18 protein-coding genes and 1 pseudogene are annotated in these 15,417 nt (G+C 60.4%); 9 read left to right on the plus strand and 10 right to left on the minus strand.

All coding sequences use genetic code 11. The features are described from left to right. Positions 1-3: 3 nt before the first annotated feature. Both FFM81_RS28520 and FFM81_RS28525 read right to left on the minus strand, forming a co-directional pair. Positions 4-471 carry a GNAT family N-acetyltransferase gene (locus FFM81_RS28520; RefSeq protein ID WP_138384708.1) on the minus strand — a complete coding sequence of 156 codons (468 nt, stop codon included), beginning with the start codon at positions 469-471 and terminating at the stop codon, positions 4-6. A gap of 98 nt (positions 472-569) precedes the next feature. Beyond that, the gene (locus tag FFM81_RS28525; RefSeq protein WP_138384662.1) at positions 570-1,091 is read right to left on the minus strand and encodes a DUF992 domain-containing protein; all 522 of its coding nucleotides are present in this window, start codon (positions 1,089-1,091) and stop codon (positions 570-572) included. A 573-nt stretch (positions 1,092-1,664) separates the two neighbouring features. Between FFM81_RS28525 and FFM81_RS28530 the strand changes: the two genes are divergently transcribed. Then, entirely contained in the window at positions 1,665-1,913 is a 249-nt protein-coding gene (locus FFM81_RS28530; protein ID WP_003571837.1) for a glycine zipper 2TM domain-containing protein, read from the plus strand. 20 nt (positions 1,914-1,933) lie between these two features. Further along, on the plus strand, positions 1,934-2,290 hold the full coding sequence (locus FFM81_RS28535; RefSeq protein WP_138384661.1) for an EF-hand domain-containing protein: 357 nt from the start codon (positions 1,934-1,936) through the stop codon (positions 2,288-2,290). An 80-nt stretch (positions 2,291-2,370) separates the two neighbouring features. Here the strand turns inward: FFM81_RS28535 and FFM81_RS28540 are convergent, their stop codons facing one another. The 4 genes and pseudogenes from FFM81_RS28540 to FFM81_RS28550 form a co-directional block, all read right to left on the minus strand. Continuing rightward, on the minus strand, positions 2,371-2,535 hold the full coding sequence (locus FFM81_RS28540) for a DUF1328 domain-containing protein (RefSeq protein ID WP_003571841.1): 165 nt from the start codon (positions 2,533-2,535) through the stop codon (positions 2,371-2,373). 100 nt (positions 2,536-2,635) lie between these two features. After that, on the minus strand, positions 2,636-3,226 hold the full coding sequence (locus FFM81_RS28545) for a hypothetical protein (RefSeq protein ID WP_138384660.1): 591 nt from the start codon (positions 3,224-3,226) through the stop codon (positions 2,636-2,638). Between the two features lie 93 nt (positions 3,227-3,319). After that, positions 3,320-3,472 (minus strand): annotated as a pseudogene (locus FFM81_RS33005) (VOC family protein); the annotation flags it as partial. A 39-nt stretch (positions 3,473-3,511) separates the two neighbouring features. Continuing rightward, positions 3,512-5,134 (minus strand): ABC-F family ATP-binding cassette domain-containing protein, encoded by a 1,623-nt coding sequence (locus FFM81_RS28550; RefSeq protein WP_003571844.1) that lies wholly within the window; start codon positions 5,132-5,134, stop codon positions 3,512-3,514. Between the two features lie 141 nt (positions 5,135-5,275). Here FFM81_RS28550 and FFM81_RS28555 point away from each other — a divergent pair, with 141 nt between their 5' ends. The 3 genes from FFM81_RS28555 (at position 5,276) to FFM81_RS28565 (ending at position 7,168) form a co-directional block, all read left to right on the plus strand. Continuing rightward, entirely contained in the window at positions 5,276-5,605 is a 330-nt protein-coding gene (locus FFM81_RS28555; protein WP_138384659.1) for a DUF6665 family protein, read from the plus strand. 109 nt (positions 5,606-5,714) lie between these two features. Continuing rightward, positions 5,715-6,584 (plus strand): aldose 1-epimerase family protein, encoded by an 870-nt coding sequence (locus tag FFM81_RS28560; RefSeq protein WP_138384658.1) that lies wholly within the window; start codon positions 5,715-5,717, stop codon positions 6,582-6,584. A 140-nt stretch (positions 6,585-6,724) separates the two neighbouring features. After that, on the plus strand, positions 6,725-7,168 hold the full coding sequence (locus FFM81_RS28565) for a hypothetical protein (RefSeq protein WP_138384657.1): 444 nt from the start codon (positions 6,725-6,727) through the stop codon (positions 7,166-7,168). Between the two features lie 43 nt (positions 7,169-7,211). On the opposite strand, the gene FFM81_RS28570 is transcribed toward FFM81_RS28565, so the two are convergent. Beyond that, positions 7,212-8,795 (minus strand): DHA2 family efflux MFS transporter permease subunit, encoded by a 1,584-nt coding sequence (locus FFM81_RS28570; RefSeq protein WP_138384656.1) that lies wholly within the window; start codon positions 8,793-8,795, stop codon positions 7,212-7,214. Between the two features lie 23 nt (positions 8,796-8,818). Beyond that, positions 8,819-10,000, minus strand: coding sequence for an HlyD family secretion protein (locus FFM81_RS28575; protein ID WP_138384655.1), 1,182 nt, complete (start codon positions 9,998-10,000; stop codon positions 8,819-8,821). A 136-nt stretch (positions 10,001-10,136) separates the two neighbouring features. On the opposite strand from FFM81_RS28575, the gene FFM81_RS28580 reads away from it, so the two are divergent. Further along, a complete protein-coding gene (locus FFM81_RS28580; protein WP_138384654.1) occupies positions 10,137-10,784 on the plus strand; it encodes a TetR/AcrR family transcriptional regulator in 648 nt (215 codons plus the stop codon). A gap of 63 nt (positions 10,785-10,847) precedes the next feature. Here FFM81_RS28580 and uxuA read toward each other — a convergent pair whose 3' ends face one another. After that, positions 10,848-12,035 carry a mannonate dehydratase gene (uxuA, locus tag FFM81_RS28585; protein WP_138384653.1) on the minus strand — a complete coding sequence of 396 codons (1,188 nt, stop codon included), beginning with the start codon at positions 12,033-12,035 and terminating at the stop codon, positions 10,848-10,850. Positions 12,036-12,079: 44 nt separating this feature from the next. Next, the gene (locus FFM81_RS28590; RefSeq protein WP_025418074.1) at positions 12,080-12,799 is read right to left on the minus strand and encodes a GntR family transcriptional regulator; all 720 of its coding nucleotides are present in this window, start codon (positions 12,797-12,799) and stop codon (positions 12,080-12,082) included. Between the two features lie 147 nt (positions 12,800-12,946). Between FFM81_RS28590 and FFM81_RS28595 the strand changes: the two genes are divergently transcribed. The 3 genes from FFM81_RS28595 (at position 12,947) to FFM81_RS28605 (ending at position 15,261) form a co-directional block, all read left to right on the plus strand. Further along, complete coding sequence (locus FFM81_RS28595) at positions 12,947-13,360, plus strand: DUF2934 domain-containing protein (RefSeq protein ID WP_003571852.1); 414 nt, start codon at positions 12,947-12,949, stop codon at positions 13,358-13,360. A gap of 37 nt (positions 13,361-13,397) precedes the next feature. Continuing rightward, the gene (locus FFM81_RS28600) at positions 13,398-13,649 is read left to right on the plus strand and encodes a hypothetical protein (protein WP_138384652.1); all 252 of its coding nucleotides are present in this window, start codon (positions 13,398-13,400) and stop codon (positions 13,647-13,649) included. Positions 13,650-13,986: 337 nt separating this feature from the next. Beyond that, a complete protein-coding gene (locus FFM81_RS28605) occupies positions 13,987-15,261 on the plus strand; it encodes an O-antigen ligase family protein (RefSeq protein WP_138384651.1) in 1,275 nt (424 codons plus the stop codon). Positions 15,262-15,417: the final 156 nt, after the last annotated feature.

Raw genomic sequence — 15,417 nt, forward strand, 5'->3', positions numbered from 1 at the left:
TCGTTACTCCGCCGGAAACTGCAGGCGCATTTCCTTCGCCAGTTCGAAACCGACGGTCCGATAGACCGGCTCTCCGGCCTCCGAGGCGTGGAGGACAGCGGTCGTGCAGCCGATCGATTTCAGATAGTCGGCCGCCCTGCCGGTCAGCGCCTGCGCGATGCCGCGCCGTCGGAAGGCGTCCGCGACATAGACGGACCAGATGTAACCATGCAGCCGCTGTTCTTCCCGGATGACTTCGGGAAACGGCGACTGGTGCAGCTGGCAGGATACGGAACCGGCGATTTCGCCTTCGACGATGGCAAGGAACGAAGTCAGACGTCGCTGCTCGCGGCCGCTGCTGATGAAAGACAAGATCCGCGCCACCGCATCTGGCCTGTAATGTTCCGGCGGCGTGCCGTAGCTGTCCCAAATCTTCAGATAGTGCCTCACCAGGATGTCGTCCTCGTCAGGCGTTGCCATGCGAATATTCATCATATCGTGACCGGCTGAGGCAAGTTGCGGCGTGAAAGGCCCTTCGGAGGAGTGGCGCCCCTGCCGCGTCGCAACGCGGCGGGGCGCCAAAAGGCATATCAATTGTCGGCCGTCAGCGTCATCGAGGCACTGCCGGCCGCGACGTTAAGGCCAAGCTGGCCGGTCAGGCTGACCGTCTGCAGATGGATCGAGCCGGAGGTGCCGCCAACCAGGAGATTGGCGCCAACACCGGCGCCGAGCGTCGCCTCGGCGGTGGCGCCGACATAGAGGCCGGCGAGCGATCCGCGATGATAACCGGCCGTCGGCGCAAACACGGCCCAGATCAACCGGCTGCGCGTGGTGAAACCGAGGTCGATGCCGAGTTTTCTCACTTCGCCGGTATAACGATCCGTAAGCTCGTTGCCGACGGTCGACTGGAAGATGCAATCGGCCTCCTTGGATGAACCGAGCACATAACCCGTGCCGCCGCCGATATCGCAGGTGAGGTAACCGATCTTCACGCCGTTGCGCAGGTCCGGCTCTTCATATGTCCTGGTGACCGGGTCGGCGGCATTGACCGCCGCCGCGCAGATGAGGCTCAACGATACCGCGGCAAACGCCGTCGCAAAAGTCTTCTTCATAAGTGTCTCCTTCTCAAATCGTGACGGGAGCAAAATACCCGGCTACTCGCCACCAGATTCGGCTACAGATAACGGACGGAACCACTAAACGATCCGGAACCGGCATCCTTTTCGCATCGCCTGTCGAAGCGCATGGGAGGGCACGAGCGACAAACATGCCTACGGTTCAGCCCCATTGGGACATTTCAAAGGCACTAATTCACGTCATCCGGTTATTTCATGATGTTGTCAGGAATGGTTGCCGGAAAGGCACGATTGCGATCGCCATCGTCTTTTCCGGACGAGCGCCCTGTTGCCGATTGCGATGATGACCGCGCAGGTTGCCATTCGGGGTCCACAGCTGTACTATTTGGAAGTATTCTCCCTGCAAGACTGTAACGGCGGGGGAAATGGCGTGATTGCTTTGCACTGCCGCAGAATGTCCGGTTGTTTTCCGGAATTCTCCTTCTGTTCGAACAGAAATAAAGTCTGAATCTCAGCGATATAATCAGGCGATATTTTCGCAGGGACCGAACAATCGTACACCCACCGGTCTCTTTTGCAGATGGCGGGTATATTTATCGGGAGGGAAACATGCGCATACGCACGACAAACATCATGCTGGCGGGATGCCTTGCCATCTCTGGCTGCCAGTCCGGGCCGACATCACAGGCGGTCGCGGATCACAATTCCGAATTCGGCTGTATTGCCGGAACCGTCGGCGGCGCGATTGTCGGAGGCCTGATCGGCAGCACGATCGGGGCTGGAACCGGACAGGTGCTTGCTATTGGAGCCGGCATAGGCGGTGGCGGTTTCGTCGGCAATCGTCTGGCTTGCCGATAATGGGGGAAGGATATCAAACGATGAAAACCTTGGCTTTCGCGACGACTCTCATCCTATGCCAATGCCTCGGGGCAGCAGCACAACAACAGCAGCCCGGATCGATGTATCAGGGCCAGATGGACCGACTCGACGGCAATGCCAGCAAGACGGTCGATCGCTCCGAATACGAAACCTTCATGGGCACGGCGTTCGGAAGTCTCGACAAGAACAAGGACGGCAGCCTCCAGTCCGATGAGACGGTTCAGATCTTGACAGTCGAGCAATTCACCTTGACCGACGCCAACCACAATGGTGGCATCAGCCGAAGCGAATTCATGCAGCGGGTCATGGCGGATTTCGCGACAGCCGACCATGACCGTAACGGAAACCTCCAATGAGGGCGGCGTCAAACCGGATGCAGCAATAAAGAAAAACCCGGCGATGTGTTCGCCGGGTTTTTATACTTATTCTATTCGCGCTATACTCTGCGCATAAAGCGCATGACGAGCGAGACGACGAACAGCACCAGGAAAATGAAGAACAGAACCTGGGCAATAGAAGCTGAAGCCCCTGCTATACCGCCAAATCCGAGGACGCCGGCTATCAAGGCCACAACGAGAAACACCAGAGCGTAATAAAGCATCGCAATCTCCTTTTACGTTGCTGCGGAGATAACGGAGACCGCCCCATTTGGTTCCCTGCCCCTCTCGGGGCCGGCGCATGGAACGCCGCATCGGCCCGGTTCAGCCGAAATGAAAAGCGCCGCTGAACATCCGGTCGCCTTCATTCGGCTCGGGGGGCTCGGCCGCCTCGAGATAGGCCTTGAGCGGCCCGGTCAGGACGAACCAGATGCTCGCCCCCAACATGAAACAGGCTCCCGCCGGATCGTCGATGCGGGTGAAGAAGGGAAGGCAGGCGGAGCAAAACAGGACGATGATCCGCACCGACCACTCCGCCTCACGTTTGGCGATGGCGCGCGCTCTCAACGACTTGTATTCCCGGGCGCCGTAGCCGCCTCCGCTCGCCTTCATCACCGAAAGCAGTTTTCGCGCGGACGGCAGCGCTAGCATGATCAGCGCGGCAACACCGAGCGCGAAAGGTTTGCCGCCCAGGACCTGCCCGCTCGCGATCAGTAGAAAGGAGAGCACGACGAGATTCCACGTCGGCTCCAGCAGTTCCGGCGGTTGCCGCGTGCGAAGATGCCAGCTCCGCAACAAGCCCGCCGCGCCGTGCAGTAGCGGCTGATCGATATAGCGATTGATCCAGTCCATGCTGATGCGCCCGTCCCCGATTGCATGAAGAGGGCTCCGAACACCACGGAATTTGGTCATCATCGTGGCAATAGCCGCCGAATCCGCCCTCCGGGTGAAGGAAGCGGCTTGCCAAGGCCTTGGATGCAACACTTAGCGCAGGTCCTGCGCGACCTCTCAGACGTGGCCGGACGGATCCGCAAAGGTTGCCGTGCGGCAGCCGCAGGGACGATCTAGCGGGCCATTGAGCAGCGTCACGCCAAGCCTGCGCAGCTCCGCGCGCTAAACATCGTCGACCTTGATGGTCAGCAGGACGCGACTGCCCCAGCCCGCATGCTGACGGTTTCGACATGCGCACGAAAATAATCGTCAGCTCCTCAGACCCGGCGCCTCGTGGCCGGTGCGGGCCACATATTCCGTATAGCCGCCGCCATATTGATGGATGCCGTCCGGCGTCAGCTCCAGCACCCGGTTGGAGAGTGCGGCGAGGAAATGCCGGTCATGCGAGACGAACAGCATGGTGCCCTCATATTGCGACAGCGCCTTGATCAGCATCTCCTTGGTGTCGAGGTCGAGATGGTTCGTCGGCTCGTCGAGCACCAAGAGGTTCGGCGGGTCGAACAGCATCATCGCCATGACCAGCCGCGCCTTCTCGCCGCCCGATAACACGCGGCACCGCTTCTCGACGTCGTCGCCGGAAAAGCCGAAACATCCGGCAAGCGCCCGCAAAGGCCCCTGCCCCGCTTGCGGAAACCGGTCTTCCAGCGATTGGAAGACGGTGTGCTCGCCATCGAGAATATCCATGGCGTGCTGGGCGAAATAGCCCATCTTGACGCTGGCGCCGAGAGCGACGCTGCCTTCATCTGGCTCGGCGGTGCCGGTCACCAGTTTCAGCAGTGTCGACTTGCCGGCGCCGTTGATGCCCATGATGCACCAGCGTTCCCGCCGCCGCACCATGAAATCAAGCCCTTCATAGATGCTTCGGCTACCGTATTTCTTGTGTACGTTCTTCAAGCTGACCACGTCCTCGCCGGATCGCGGCGCCGACTGAAATTCGAAAGCGACCGACTGCCGGCGCTTGGGCGGCTCCACCCGGTCGATCTTTTCCAGTTTCTTGACGCGGCTCTGCACCTGCGAGGCATGCGAGGCGCGCGCCTTGAACCGCTCGATGAACTTGATTTCCTTGGCGAGCATCGCCTGCTGACGCTCGAACTGGGCCTGCTGCTGCTTTTCGTTCTGCGCCCGCTGCTGCTCGTAGAATTCGTAATCGCCCGAATAGGTCGTCAATGTGCCGCCGTCGATCTCGATGATCTTGGTGATGATCCGGTTCATGAACTCGCGGTCGTGCGAGGTCATCAGCAGCGCGCCTTCGTATCCCTTCAGGAACTCTTCCAGCCAGATCAGGCTTTCGAGATCCAGATGGTTGCTCGGCTCGTCGAGCAGCATGACGTCGGGTCGCGCCAACAGGATGCGGGCGAGCGCCACGCGCATCTTCCAGCCGCCCGACAGCGCACCGACGTCGCCGTCCATCATCTCTTGGCTGAAGCTTAAGCCCGCGAGCACTTCGCGGGCGCGGCCTTCGAGCGCATAGCCGTCAAGCTCCTCATAGCGTGCCTGCACCTCGCCATAACGCTCGATGATCTTATCCATGTCGTCGGCCTGCTCGGGATCGGCCATGGCGGCCTCCAGCTCGCGTAACTCGCCGGCAACGATGCTGACCGGACCGGCGCCGTTCATCACCTCGGCGACGGCACTGTGCCCCGCCATCTCGCCGACGTCCTGGTTGAAATAGCCGATGGTAACGCCCTTCTCGCAGGACACCTGCCCCTCATCGGGCTGTTCCTCACCGTTGATCATCCTGAAGATCGTCGTTTTGCCGGCGCCATTCGGGCCGACGAGACCGATCTTCTCGCCTCTGTTGAGGGCTGCCGATGCCTCGATGAAGAGGATCCGGTGGCTGAGCTGTTTGCTGATATTCTCGATACGAATCATGATGTGCTGGGCCCAGGGGGAAAGTTTTTCGGCGCCCTTATGCCACGCATGGAAATGACGGGATAGACCCGTTCGAACCCTCTCGATCTGTCGAGCCGGATTGGCTAAGATCGTGGCCTTCGCCGAAGGGAATTCGTGCCAATGAGCGTTCGTCCGCCGCAATCCTTCAGACAATCCCAGCAGGATAGAAACGGCTTCAACGTCCTCGAATACGAGCTGATGGCCGAACGTGCCGATGCGCTCGGGCGTCACGGGCTGAAGGTGGAAGCGGCGCTTGCAGCGCTGAAGGCTTGGGCCGCCGAGCGCCAGAGTGCCGAGGAACACGAGAGGCTGCTCAATGCAGCCTCCGATGCCGTCTGGGAATTCTTCATCCAGCGCGAGATCTGCGGGCTGCGCAACAATCGCGATGCCATTCAGCGCTACGGAATCCCGAATGAAGTGCTCGCAAGATTGGGTGCGATCAGGAAATAACGTCCGCCCAACAACATGATCACACCACCGCGCGCTCCACCTATTGAGTGGAAATCCCTGGTGCGGAAAGGTATGGCTTGGTACCGAACCAGCGCGAAAGGGAATTGCGATGCCAACCTTAATCCGGATCGGCAATCAGGATCTCACCGTCGACATCTCTCCCCTTGGCGCCGAGATGCAGTCGCTTACGTCAAGCGACGGACGCTCCTGGCTGTGGACGGGCGATGCAGCCTTCTGGACCGGGCGGTCGCCGATCCTGTTTCCGATCGTCGGCAAGGCTCCGGATGACAAGATCGCGATCGACGGCGCGGTCTACCCGATGGCCCAGCATGGTTTTGCCCGCCGGAGCGAGTTTAGACTTGCAGCATCCACGGCAACGATGTGCCGGCACCAGCTGGTCGCCTCCGAAGCCACGAGAGCAGTGTATCCATTCGATTTTCAGCTGACCTTGGAGCATGCGGTCGAGGGCCGCATTTTGACGGTGACAGCAGAGGTTACCAATCGCGACAGCAAGGCGATGCCGTTCGGGCTCGGCTTCCATCCGGCTTTCGCCTGGCCGTTGCCCGGTGCTGCCGGGCACGCCCATACGGTTATGCTCGACAATCAAGGCGAGCCGGGGCTCGTACGGCTGGAGGGTGGCCTGATCAACCCTGCGGCGCTGCCCTCGCCGTTCAATGCCGGCCGGCTGGTGCTGGATCATGCGATGTTCGAGCAGGATGCGATGATCTTCCCGCAAGGTGCGGGCGAAGGGCTGCGTTACGGCGCCGAAAGCGGACCGAGCTTGCTATTTGGCTTCAAGAACCTGCCCAACCTTGCCTTGTGGACCAAACCGGGTGCGCCGTTCATCTGCATCGAGCCTTGGCATGGAACGGCTGCGGAGGGCGGAAGTTCGACCGAACTGTCGAAACGTCCCTCCACGACCATCCTGGCGCCGGGTGCCGTGGCAAGCTTCGCCTTTAGGGTCGAGATTCCGAAATAGGCTTTGCAGAAAAGCCCTCCTTCGTGTGAGCCAGCCACTGACGAAAATGTGGAATCGATAAGATTTTACGGTTTCGCGTTTCTGGTCGTCAACGAGAGAGCTTTAAAAGCTTGTCAGCCGAAATGCCCGGGATGCAGAGCATGAACAACTTCAGTCCGTCACAAGCCTTCGCTGATTTTTTCTTTCTTGCCATCGACCACGGCTTCGCGAGTGTTGAAGATGGTGGGGGGCCGCTTACCCCGTTCACAATGCTTGTGGACCCAGCGGGTCAAAAAAAGCTCACTCGCTTTGCCATGGCCAAGCTCGAAGATGGTGTTCAAGCTGCCAAGAATAGTGTCGCGCCGGCTGAGGCGATAGCGATGTATGCAATAGCTTGGGACGGCTTCGTCACGCTTGAAGGGCGTAAATGGGATGCTATTTGCGTTGAAGCTGGCGAGGCCCATGCCGAATTCGGTGCGCTGTTTTGTCAGCGATACACCACCGCAAAGAAGGGATTGCTACGAAGGACCCGCTCAGTGCGCGTGGGCAACCCGGCACTTATCGAGAGGCCCCCGTCGCGACTATGGGTCGGCGGTGGGCTGTAGTGGCCGCCAGCTCTCCATCCCGTCGAGGCAGGACAGCTGATCTTCAATGGGCGCCGGCGCCCCCGCCTGCGCGTGGCTTCTGGGCGAAGAGCAAGGCAATGGCAGCAATGGCAAGCACCGTGCCGATAACGGCGAAGGTATCGCTGAAGCCCATAATCAGGGCCTGGCGTTTGACGATCTGCCCGAGCGCCACCACAGCTTTCTGCGTTGCGACCGCATGGTCGGAGACGCCGTGCGACATGAAGTAGCCGGTCACCTGGTCGAGGCGGTTGCGGACTTCATCGCGGCCGAGCGTTATCGACTGGCCGATGATGTTGGAGTGGAACTGCTCGCGCTTGGTCAGAACCGTGCCGAGCGTTGCCGTGCCGACCGCCCCGCCGAGATTGCGCAGCATGTTGGTCAGGCCCGAAGCGGCGGCCGCGTCGGCGGCTGCGATGCCGGCGGTGGTGATAGCGGTGATCGGCGTTAGCACCAGCGCCTGGCCGATCGCGCGAATGATGTTCGGGATCCAGAACTGGTCGCCGGCGGTATCGGCCGAAAGCATGACGTTCATGAAGCAGCTGATCGCGAAGATCGAGATACCGAGGAATCCGATGTAACGCGCATCGAAGCGTTTCATCATCATCGGCACGAGTGGGATGAGCAGCAGTTGCGGCAGACCGGTCCAGGCCAGCACGTTGCCGATCTGCTCGGCATTGTAGCGCTGCACCTGGCCGAGATATTGCGGCAGGATATAGACGCTGCCGAAGAGAGCGACGCCGACAAGCACGTTGACCGCAACACCGATGCCGAAGTTGCGCTGCCTCAGCAGGCTGAGCTTGACCAGCGGCTTCTTGACGGTGAGCTCGATCCAGATAAAGGCGGCGAGGAAGACGAAGGCGACGATACTCAGCTTGACGATGAAGGGCGAGGAGAACCAGTCCTCCTTGTTGCCTTCTTCAAGCACCGTCTGCAGTGCCGAAAGACCGATCGCCATGGTGAAGATACCAGCCCAATCGCCTTCCCTCAGCAGACCAAGCTGCATCGGCTGCTTGTCGAGCGTCAGGGCGAGCGCCACCACCATGATCGCGCTCGGGACGGCATTGATGAAGAAAATCGTCTGCCAGCCATAGTTTTCGGTGAGATAACCGCCAATGGTCGGGCCAATCGCCGGTGCGAAGGTGACCGAAAGCGCGAAGATAGCGAGGCCGAGCGGCTGCTGCGATTTCGGCAGCTTGGTCAAAACCATGGTGAAAGCCATCGGGATCAGCACACCGCCGGCAAAGCCCTGCAGGCCGCGCAGCACGATCATCGTGCCGAGATCATGGGCGAAGGCACAGGCGATGGAGAACAGCGGGAAAAGCACGGAGTTGACGAGGATATAACGGCGGAACGAGAAAACACCGCTGAAATAGGCCGTCAGCGGAATGACGACGATTTCGCCGATCAAGTAGGAGGTGGAGATCCAGGCGCCGTTGTCGACGCCCGTTCCGATGCCACCCTCGATGTCGAGGAGGGACGCATTGGTGATCTGGATGTTGAGGATCGCCATGAAGGCGCCGATCATGCCGGCGAGAACGGCGATCCATTCCCGGGTGCTGGCGCGCGGCTGCGATGTGGCTAAGGTTGTTGCTGCGATGGTGGACATGACACGAACTCCTCGCTCCCGGCCTAGCTGCGGTCGTTCTTGGTATCGATGCTCGGTTGGACGGACATGCCGGGGCGCAGGTCGCCACTCATGGCGGCGTCGCCGTCGAGCACGATTTTGACCGGGATGCGCTGGACGACCTTGGTGAAGTTGCCGGTGGCGTTATCGGGCGGCAGCAGGGCAAATTCCTGGCCGCTTGCCGGAGCGAGGCTGTCGACCCGGCCGCGATAGGTACGGCCCGGGAAGGTATCGACCTCGATCTCCACGGGCTGGCCGGCTCGGACGTCGGTGAGCTGCGTTTCCTTATAGTTGGCAATCACATAGACCGCGCTCGTCGGCACGACCGCCATGAGTTGGGTTCCGGCCTGAACATACTGGCCGACACGCAGCGTCCGGTTGCCGACCGTGCCGTCGACGGGTGCTGTGATCGTTGCATAGGAGAGGTTCAGCTCGGCTTGATGCTGCACGGCCTGGCTGCGGGCAAGCGCAGCCTTCGCCTGGGCAAGCTCGGCGTTCAAGAGATCGACCTGCTTGACGGCGGCGTCGAGCGAAGCGCTGTCGCGAACGATCGTGGCCTGGGCGGCGGCAATCTGCGAAGCGGCCTGCTGCGCCGTCTGGACCGGGGCGTAGCCGCTGGTGGCGAGGTTCGAATAACGCTTGTTGTTTTGCTCGGCGAAAGTTTCGTTCGCGCGGTCGACGTCAACCGTCGCGCGGGCGGCGGCGATTGCCGACTGCTGGATATCAAGCGAAGCCTGCTTGGCGTTGAGCGTTGCCTCGGCCGCGGCGACATCGGCGCTTGCCTGATCGAGAGCGGCCTTGAAGTCGCGGTCGTCGATGCGCGCAAGCGGCTGACCAGCCTTGACCACCTGATTATCGCTGACGAGCACTTCGGCGAGATAGCCCGAAACCTTCGGTGCGACGGTCGTATTGTCGGCCTTCACATAGGCATCGTCTGTCGAGATGTGGAAGCGGCCGACTGTCCAGTAGTCGTGGCCGTAATAGGCGCCTGCAGCGATCAGGACGACAGCCGTTGCGCCCAGAAGCAATCCGCGGCCACGGCGCTTGCGAACGGCAGGCTCCGATACGACGACGGCCTCAGTGATGCGGGGCGCGTTGCCGGCGTCAAGGGTTGCGGGTGCGGCTTCCGCCGTGATTTCCGAGGCAGGCGCGTTGTTGTTCAGAGCCTGCAGGGTTTTGATGGACATTGTCTCTCTCCTGGGAGTGGTCGCTGTCGCTATCGGCCGCGGCCTTTGAATTCGAATGGAATGCACTTTAGGAAACTTGATATTTTCCAAAATATGTATTAGAAAATGGATGTCAACGAGAATTTGGAAAATAGTCATGGTCCAAAATCACGAAATCGAGAAGAGGCCGCGAGGCCGACCGCAAATCCGCTGCGACGACGATACGAGAAGCGTCATCATCGAGGCGGCGAACAGGCAGTTTCATGAGAGCGGCTATGCCGCGGCAAGCATTGCTGCAATCGCACAAGACGCAGGGGTTTCGACCAAGACGCTCTACCGCCTGTTTCCGACGAAGGCGGATCTCTTTTCCGAGATGGTCACGGAGCGGACCGGACGCTTCCTCATGGCGCTTGACCCCGGCACGCTCGCCGTAGCGGATCTCAGGCAGGGGCTGGAACGTATGCTGACGGCCTATGGCATGCTGACACTGTCAATGGATACGATCACCGTCACCCGGCTCGTCATCAGCGAGTCCGACCGCTTTCCGGAGATCGCCAATAGCTTTTATGAGAAGGCCATCGTCAGGACCAACACACTGATGGAGGACTGGCTGCGCAGGCAGATCGAGCGTGGGCTGATAACACTCAACGATCCGCATGCGGCCTGCGGCATGCTGCGCGGCATGATGATCATGGAGCCGCAGCGCGCCGCGATGCTGCGCCAGGAGCCGCCGCCGAAGATCGATGCGATCGCGGCACGGGCGAAGATGTGCACCGATCTATTTTTGAAGGGTTGCGCGCTCTGAAGTACCGCTTGGACTTCAGAGCGCGCCGATTTCCGCTGGCGCAGGGCGGCGATCCGGGCGCCCTCAGTTCGGCGGGGCGCCCAGCGCATGCAGGATGCCGCGCAGTTCGGCAAGGCCGCGCATGCGGCCGATCGCCGGATAGCCGGGGGTGACTGTTTTGTCGAGATCGTCGAGCATGCGATGGCCGTGGTCCGAGCGGAAGACGATGGTGTCCTCGGCACTGCGGCGCTTATCTTCCGCCACCAACTCCCGGAGCACCGCAACCATGTCGACGTCGCCTTCGAGATGCGCGCTTTCATGGAAGGTCCGGCCGTCGCCCTCGCGGGTCGTGGCACGCAGATGGGCGAAGTGGATGCGCGAAGCAAAGCGGCGGGCGATCGCCGGCAGGTCGTTCTCAGCGCGCACGCCGAGACTGCCGGTGCAGTAACACATGCCGTTCGCCGGTGACGGCACCGCATCGAAGAGAGCGGCATAATCATCGCTCGTCGAAGCGATGCGGGGAAGGCCGAACAGCGAACGTGGCGGATCATCCGGATGCAGCGTCAGCTTGACGCCGCGGGCTTCGGCAGCCGGCGTCACCGCCTCCAGGAATTCGATCAGATGCCGGCGCAGCCGGGCGGCGTCGATGCCGCTATAGGCGACCAGCTTTTCCCGGAAGGCCGGAATGGTGAGGGGCTCGGTGGTCGAACCAGGCAGAGCCGAGGTAATGATACGGGTGATCTCGGCGATCTCCGCCTCCGACATCGCCTCGAAGACGACACGGGCACGTTCGCGGTCCTCCGCGGTATATTGCTGGCCCGCATCCGGCCGCTCCAGGACGAAGAGGTCGAAGGCCGCGAAGCGCTCGTGATCGAAGCGCATGGCGGTGGCGCCAGTCGGCGTCACGAAGTCGAGTTCGGTGCGGGTCCAGTCCACCACCGGCATGAAATTGTAGCAGACGATCGGAATGCCGCAGGCGGCCACCGCTTCGAGGCTGGCGATCCACGCCTCGATTTCGCCCCTCGCCTCGCCGCCCTTGCGTTTGACGGCATCGGGAATCGGAATGCTCTCGACCACCGACCAGACGAGCGGCGAACGGTCGCCTGGCGTCGTCTCAATCAGCGATTGGCGCTCGCGCACTTCCTTTTCCGTCCAGGCCCTGCCGATCGGCACCTGGTGCAGCGAAGAGACGATATTGGTCGCGCCCGTCTGGCGGACATCATCCAGCGTTACCGGCGCTTCCGGCCCGAACCATCTCCAACCTTGCCGCATGCTTCTTCCTTCCCTTGCATTTTGTTTCGTGTCTGGATCTGCCGTCAGCAGAAATAATCGGGGTAACGCGAACGCAGCTCGTCGACGTCGGGAATGACGGCGCTCAGGTGGTGGATCATCGCATCACGTGCAGCCGCAGCATCGTGGGCGGCGAGCGCATCGCGGATGATCAGATGTTCATGCACCACATTGTCCATTCGTCCGAGCACCGGCAGCGTCAGCCGTCGCGCCCGGTCAATCTGCACCTTGACCGTCTTCAGGATCACCCAGATGCCGGGATAACCCGATATCTGCGCGATTGCTTCGTGAAAGGCCTCGTCCTCTTCATGGAAGCTCGAAGCATTGCCGGTCGCCGCATGCGAGCGCTGCCGGGCGATGATGGCATCGAGACGGGCGATATCGGCAGCGGTGGCGTTCAGAGCAGCCGTCTCGACGGTTGTGCCTTCGAGCGCCTTGCGCACGACGACGGCTTCGGGGATCGCCGAAACCGGAACCCGCGATACGACAGTACCCGACTGCGGATAGATATCGACCAGCCCGCCTTCGGAAAGTCTGAGCAGTGCCTCTCGGACCGGTGTGCGGCTGACGCCGAAATCCTCGGCGATGCGCTTTTCCTGCAGCGCCATGCCAGGCGGCATCCGCAGCGAGACGATATTGGCATGCAGCCGCTCATAAATGGCGCCGGCCGTGGTGACCCGGCGCAGCCTTCCGCCGATTTCTTGCGGCGGGACGACCAAAACTTCGGTTTCTGACGCCTGCGGCATACCCATACCAGGACGGTGAGACTGTTTGCATACTAGTATACCAGTTGTCTTGCCTTGCCAACCGAGGTGATGGGTCCCTTCCCTCAATACACTGTTTTTTTGGAACTTAGATCGGCCGAGTTGGTTGAAATCCCCAAGGCGACTCTCATGAAAAATCCAGCACAACGCAGGACAAACGAAAAGCTAGGCGACGCCCGGCCGGAATTTTCATCTGTCGCGAGGGCGCGCGGACGGGAGAAAGCCCGGCCAGACGCAAACGAAACCGACAGGCATAGCGGCGGATTGCCGGCAACCACCCGCGAGGAGGAAATTCGGAAAAGGGCATATTCCCTCTGGGAGATGGAAGGCAGGCCGGAAGGCCAGCACCGGCATCATTGGACACTGGCCGAACACGAACTCGATGCCCATGAACTCGAAGTACAGGGCGAAATCGATAACCCGCCAAATCTTGCGGCACTGCGGGAGGCGTTGCGCGAACATACCGATGCGTTCCTCGTCAAAACGGATCTCGAGGATGCCGATCAACGCGAAGCCTCCCCCGGCACGCGCGAGCAGAGTTGAACGTCCGCCTCGAGCCAATTTCAGGAAAGGTCCCGACATGACCGACAAACAGAACTTGAACGCCGGATTCACCGGAAAACCGGCTGAGCAGCCAGAGGGTTTAACCAAAGCCGCGAAGTCGGCCGCCGATGGGGTGAAGCGTGAGGCTTACGCCGTCGCCTACGGCGTCAGGGATCATCCGCATACCGCCAGCGCCCTGTTGCTCGGCACCGGCATTCTGGCATTCGGCCTCGGCTACCTCCTCGGTCGATCATCGTCCGAAAATGTGACAGGGCGATATTGGCGATAGCGATGACACTTTGATAGCAGGGAGGTTATATAAGCTGGCCGGACGACCGCGACCACGCATCATTTCTGTCAATGCTTTTCAGCCTTCAATGCAATCAGCGATCTTGCGCGAATATGTATGTCGACCAAACCTACGGCCTACTGCACCTCAGACGTGTTTTACTGCTGGAGCTGGCCTTTATGCCGGATTGCGACATTTCATAGAACCGCCTGCGCCCATGGAGGCCTGTTGCTGGAATACCACGAGGCTTAAAGCCATAGATTGCACGCAATCCCCGGCTTGACAGGCGTGACCGCGATCCTTAGCGAAACGGCATCAGCATGGTCAGGATCGGCAAGTGAAATACCTCAGACAACTGAAGATAGCAGTGCTCTATCCTGAAAATGGGACGGGAAGCACGCTCGATCGGAACAACCGCATTGCGGTCTTCCTCTTTGCCATCCTTCCTGGACTTTCGCCGAACTTTAACTCGTTCATTCTTCTCGGATCGATGGTGTGGGGCCTCTACTGTCTGGCGGCAGGCAGCATGGTCCTGAACCTGTCGAAATCCGACCGGCTGGTTGCCATTGGCATGTCGATTTACCCGCTGGTGATGATCGCCAGCATATTCGTCAATCCGCCCTACTCCGAAGAACTGGACTGGATATTCCGGCTGCTGCCTTTCTTTGCGGTCTGGCTGGTTTTGCCGCGGATGCGCCAGTCTCCCAATGGCAGCCTCGTGCCACTGTTTATTCTCGGCGCAGGGATCGGCATGATCGTTACCTTTCTTTTCAGCCTGTTGCAGATCATGTTCGCCATGGAGAGGGCAGAGGCCGGGACATCGAACGCCGCCCTGCTGGGCGTAATAGGCGTTCTTTTCGGTGGCATCGCGCTTCTCAACGTTCAATCACCCAAAAGTGTCGAGCAAAGAATTGCCATATTGGGATATGCCGCCGGTCTGGGCTGCGTCCTGCTGTCGGGTACGCGCTCGGCCTGGCTGGTCATACCCATTCATATCGCTATTTTCCTCTGGTATTTTCGCAAACACAGCTTCCATCTGAGTTTGCGCAGCCTCGCCATCACCGGGTCTTTGCTGTTTGCGGGACTTATTGCCCTCGGCAGCGGCCAAATCCTTCATCGCATCGAAGCGCTGCAGGAGAATATGGCGTCGCTCGAACGCAGCGACGGCGAGGTCACGTCGCTCAGCGCACGCTTCGCACTGTACAAAGGCGCAGTATCGGCGATCAGCAAAGACCCGTTGACGGGTTATGGCCCGCAAAACCGGATGGCTTCGGTATTGGCAGAGCTGCCCGAAAGCATAAGGCCGCAACTGACCTATTCGCATGTTCACAACGGTTTTCTGACCGCGGGGATCGATGCCGGCATTTTCGGTATTGCAGCGCTGTCGCTGATGCTCGCGACGCCGGTGATCGGCGCTTGGAGAAAGGAAGCCGGACCGGGCCGGGATCTGGCCATTGCGCTCGCGCTTCTGCTCGTCAGCAGCTACGTCATCACCGGCAGCCTCGGCATCATGTTCAATCAGAAAGCCCTGGATCCGATCTTCGCTTATCTGGTAGCTCTTATTTGCGTGGATCGCGGCAGCACAGGCTTTGTGCCCGTCGTTCGAAACTAGAGCGGTACAGGTTTTCACGGAAGCGCCGAACCGCTCCAACCTTTGTTTCAATGCAATCCCGGACGGAAAACCGCTTCGCACTTTTCCTGCAATTGCTTCGATGCCTTCGGAAGGGGTGCAGTTGTACTGGGATGACGACTTGCATAGAGCGAAAGC

It is taken from the genome of Rhizobium hidalgonense (genome assembly GCF_005862185.2).
GTDB lineage: Bacteria > Pseudomonadota > Alphaproteobacteria > Rhizobiales > Rhizobiaceae > Rhizobium > Rhizobium hidalgonense.

Excerpts from the sequence above, each read along its gene's own strand:
- FFM81_RS28545 (WP_138384660.1), bottom strand. The coding sequence starts at position 3,226 with ATGATGACCAAATTCCGTGGTGTTCGGAGCCCTCTTCATGCAATCGGG.
- FFM81_RS28520 (WP_138384708.1), bottom strand. The coding sequence starts at position 471 with ATGAATATTCGCATGGCAACGCCTGACGAGGACGACATCCTGGTGAGG.
- FFM81_RS28550 (WP_003571844.1), bottom strand. The coding sequence starts at position 5,134 with ATGATTCGTATCGAGAATATCAGCAAACAGCTCAGCCACCGGATCCTC.
- FFM81_RS28590 (WP_025418074.1), bottom strand. The coding sequence starts at position 12,799 with ATGCCGCAGGCGTCAGAAACCGAAGTTTTGGTCGTCCCGCCGCAAGAA.
- FFM81_RS28570 (WP_138384656.1), bottom strand. The coding sequence starts at position 8,795 with ATGTCCACCATCGCAGCAACAACCTTAGCCACATCGCAGCCGCGCGCC.
- FFM81_RS28535 (WP_138384661.1), top strand. The coding sequence starts at position 1,934 with ATGAAAACCTTGGCTTTCGCGACGACTCTCATCCTATGCCAATGCCTC.
- FFM81_RS28540 (WP_003571841.1), bottom strand. The coding sequence starts at position 2,535 with ATGCTTTATTACGCTCTGGTGTTTCTCGTTGTGGCCTTGATAGCCGGC.
- FFM81_RS28575 (WP_138384655.1), bottom strand. The coding sequence starts at position 10,000 with ATGTCCATCAAAACCCTGCAGGCTCTGAACAACAACGCGCCTGCCTCG.
- FFM81_RS28580 (WP_138384654.1), top strand. The coding sequence starts at position 10,137 with ATGGTCCAAAATCACGAAATCGAGAAGAGGCCGCGAGGCCGACCGCAA.
- FFM81_RS28530 (WP_003571837.1), top strand. The coding sequence starts at position 1,665 with ATGCGCATACGCACGACAAACATCATGCTGGCGGGATGCCTTGCCATC.
- FFM81_RS28555 (WP_138384659.1), top strand. The coding sequence starts at position 5,276 with ATGAGCGTTCGTCCGCCGCAATCCTTCAGACAATCCCAGCAGGATAGA.
- uxuA (WP_138384653.1), bottom strand. The coding sequence starts at position 12,035 with ATGCGGCAAGGTTGGAGATGGTTCGGGCCGGAAGCGCCGGTAACGCTG.
- FFM81_RS28595 (WP_003571852.1), top strand. The coding sequence starts at position 12,947 with ATGAAAAATCCAGCACAACGCAGGACAAACGAAAAGCTAGGCGACGCC.
- FFM81_RS28565 (WP_138384657.1), top strand. The coding sequence starts at position 6,725 with ATGAACAACTTCAGTCCGTCACAAGCCTTCGCTGATTTTTTCTTTCTT.
- FFM81_RS28600 (WP_138384652.1), top strand. The coding sequence starts at position 13,398 with ATGACCGACAAACAGAACTTGAACGCCGGATTCACCGGAAAACCGGCT.
- FFM81_RS28525 (WP_138384662.1), bottom strand. The coding sequence starts at position 1,091 with ATGAAGAAGACTTTTGCGACGGCGTTTGCCGCGGTATCGTTGAGCCTC.
- FFM81_RS28560 (WP_138384658.1), top strand. The coding sequence starts at position 5,715 with ATGCCAACCTTAATCCGGATCGGCAATCAGGATCTCACCGTCGACATC.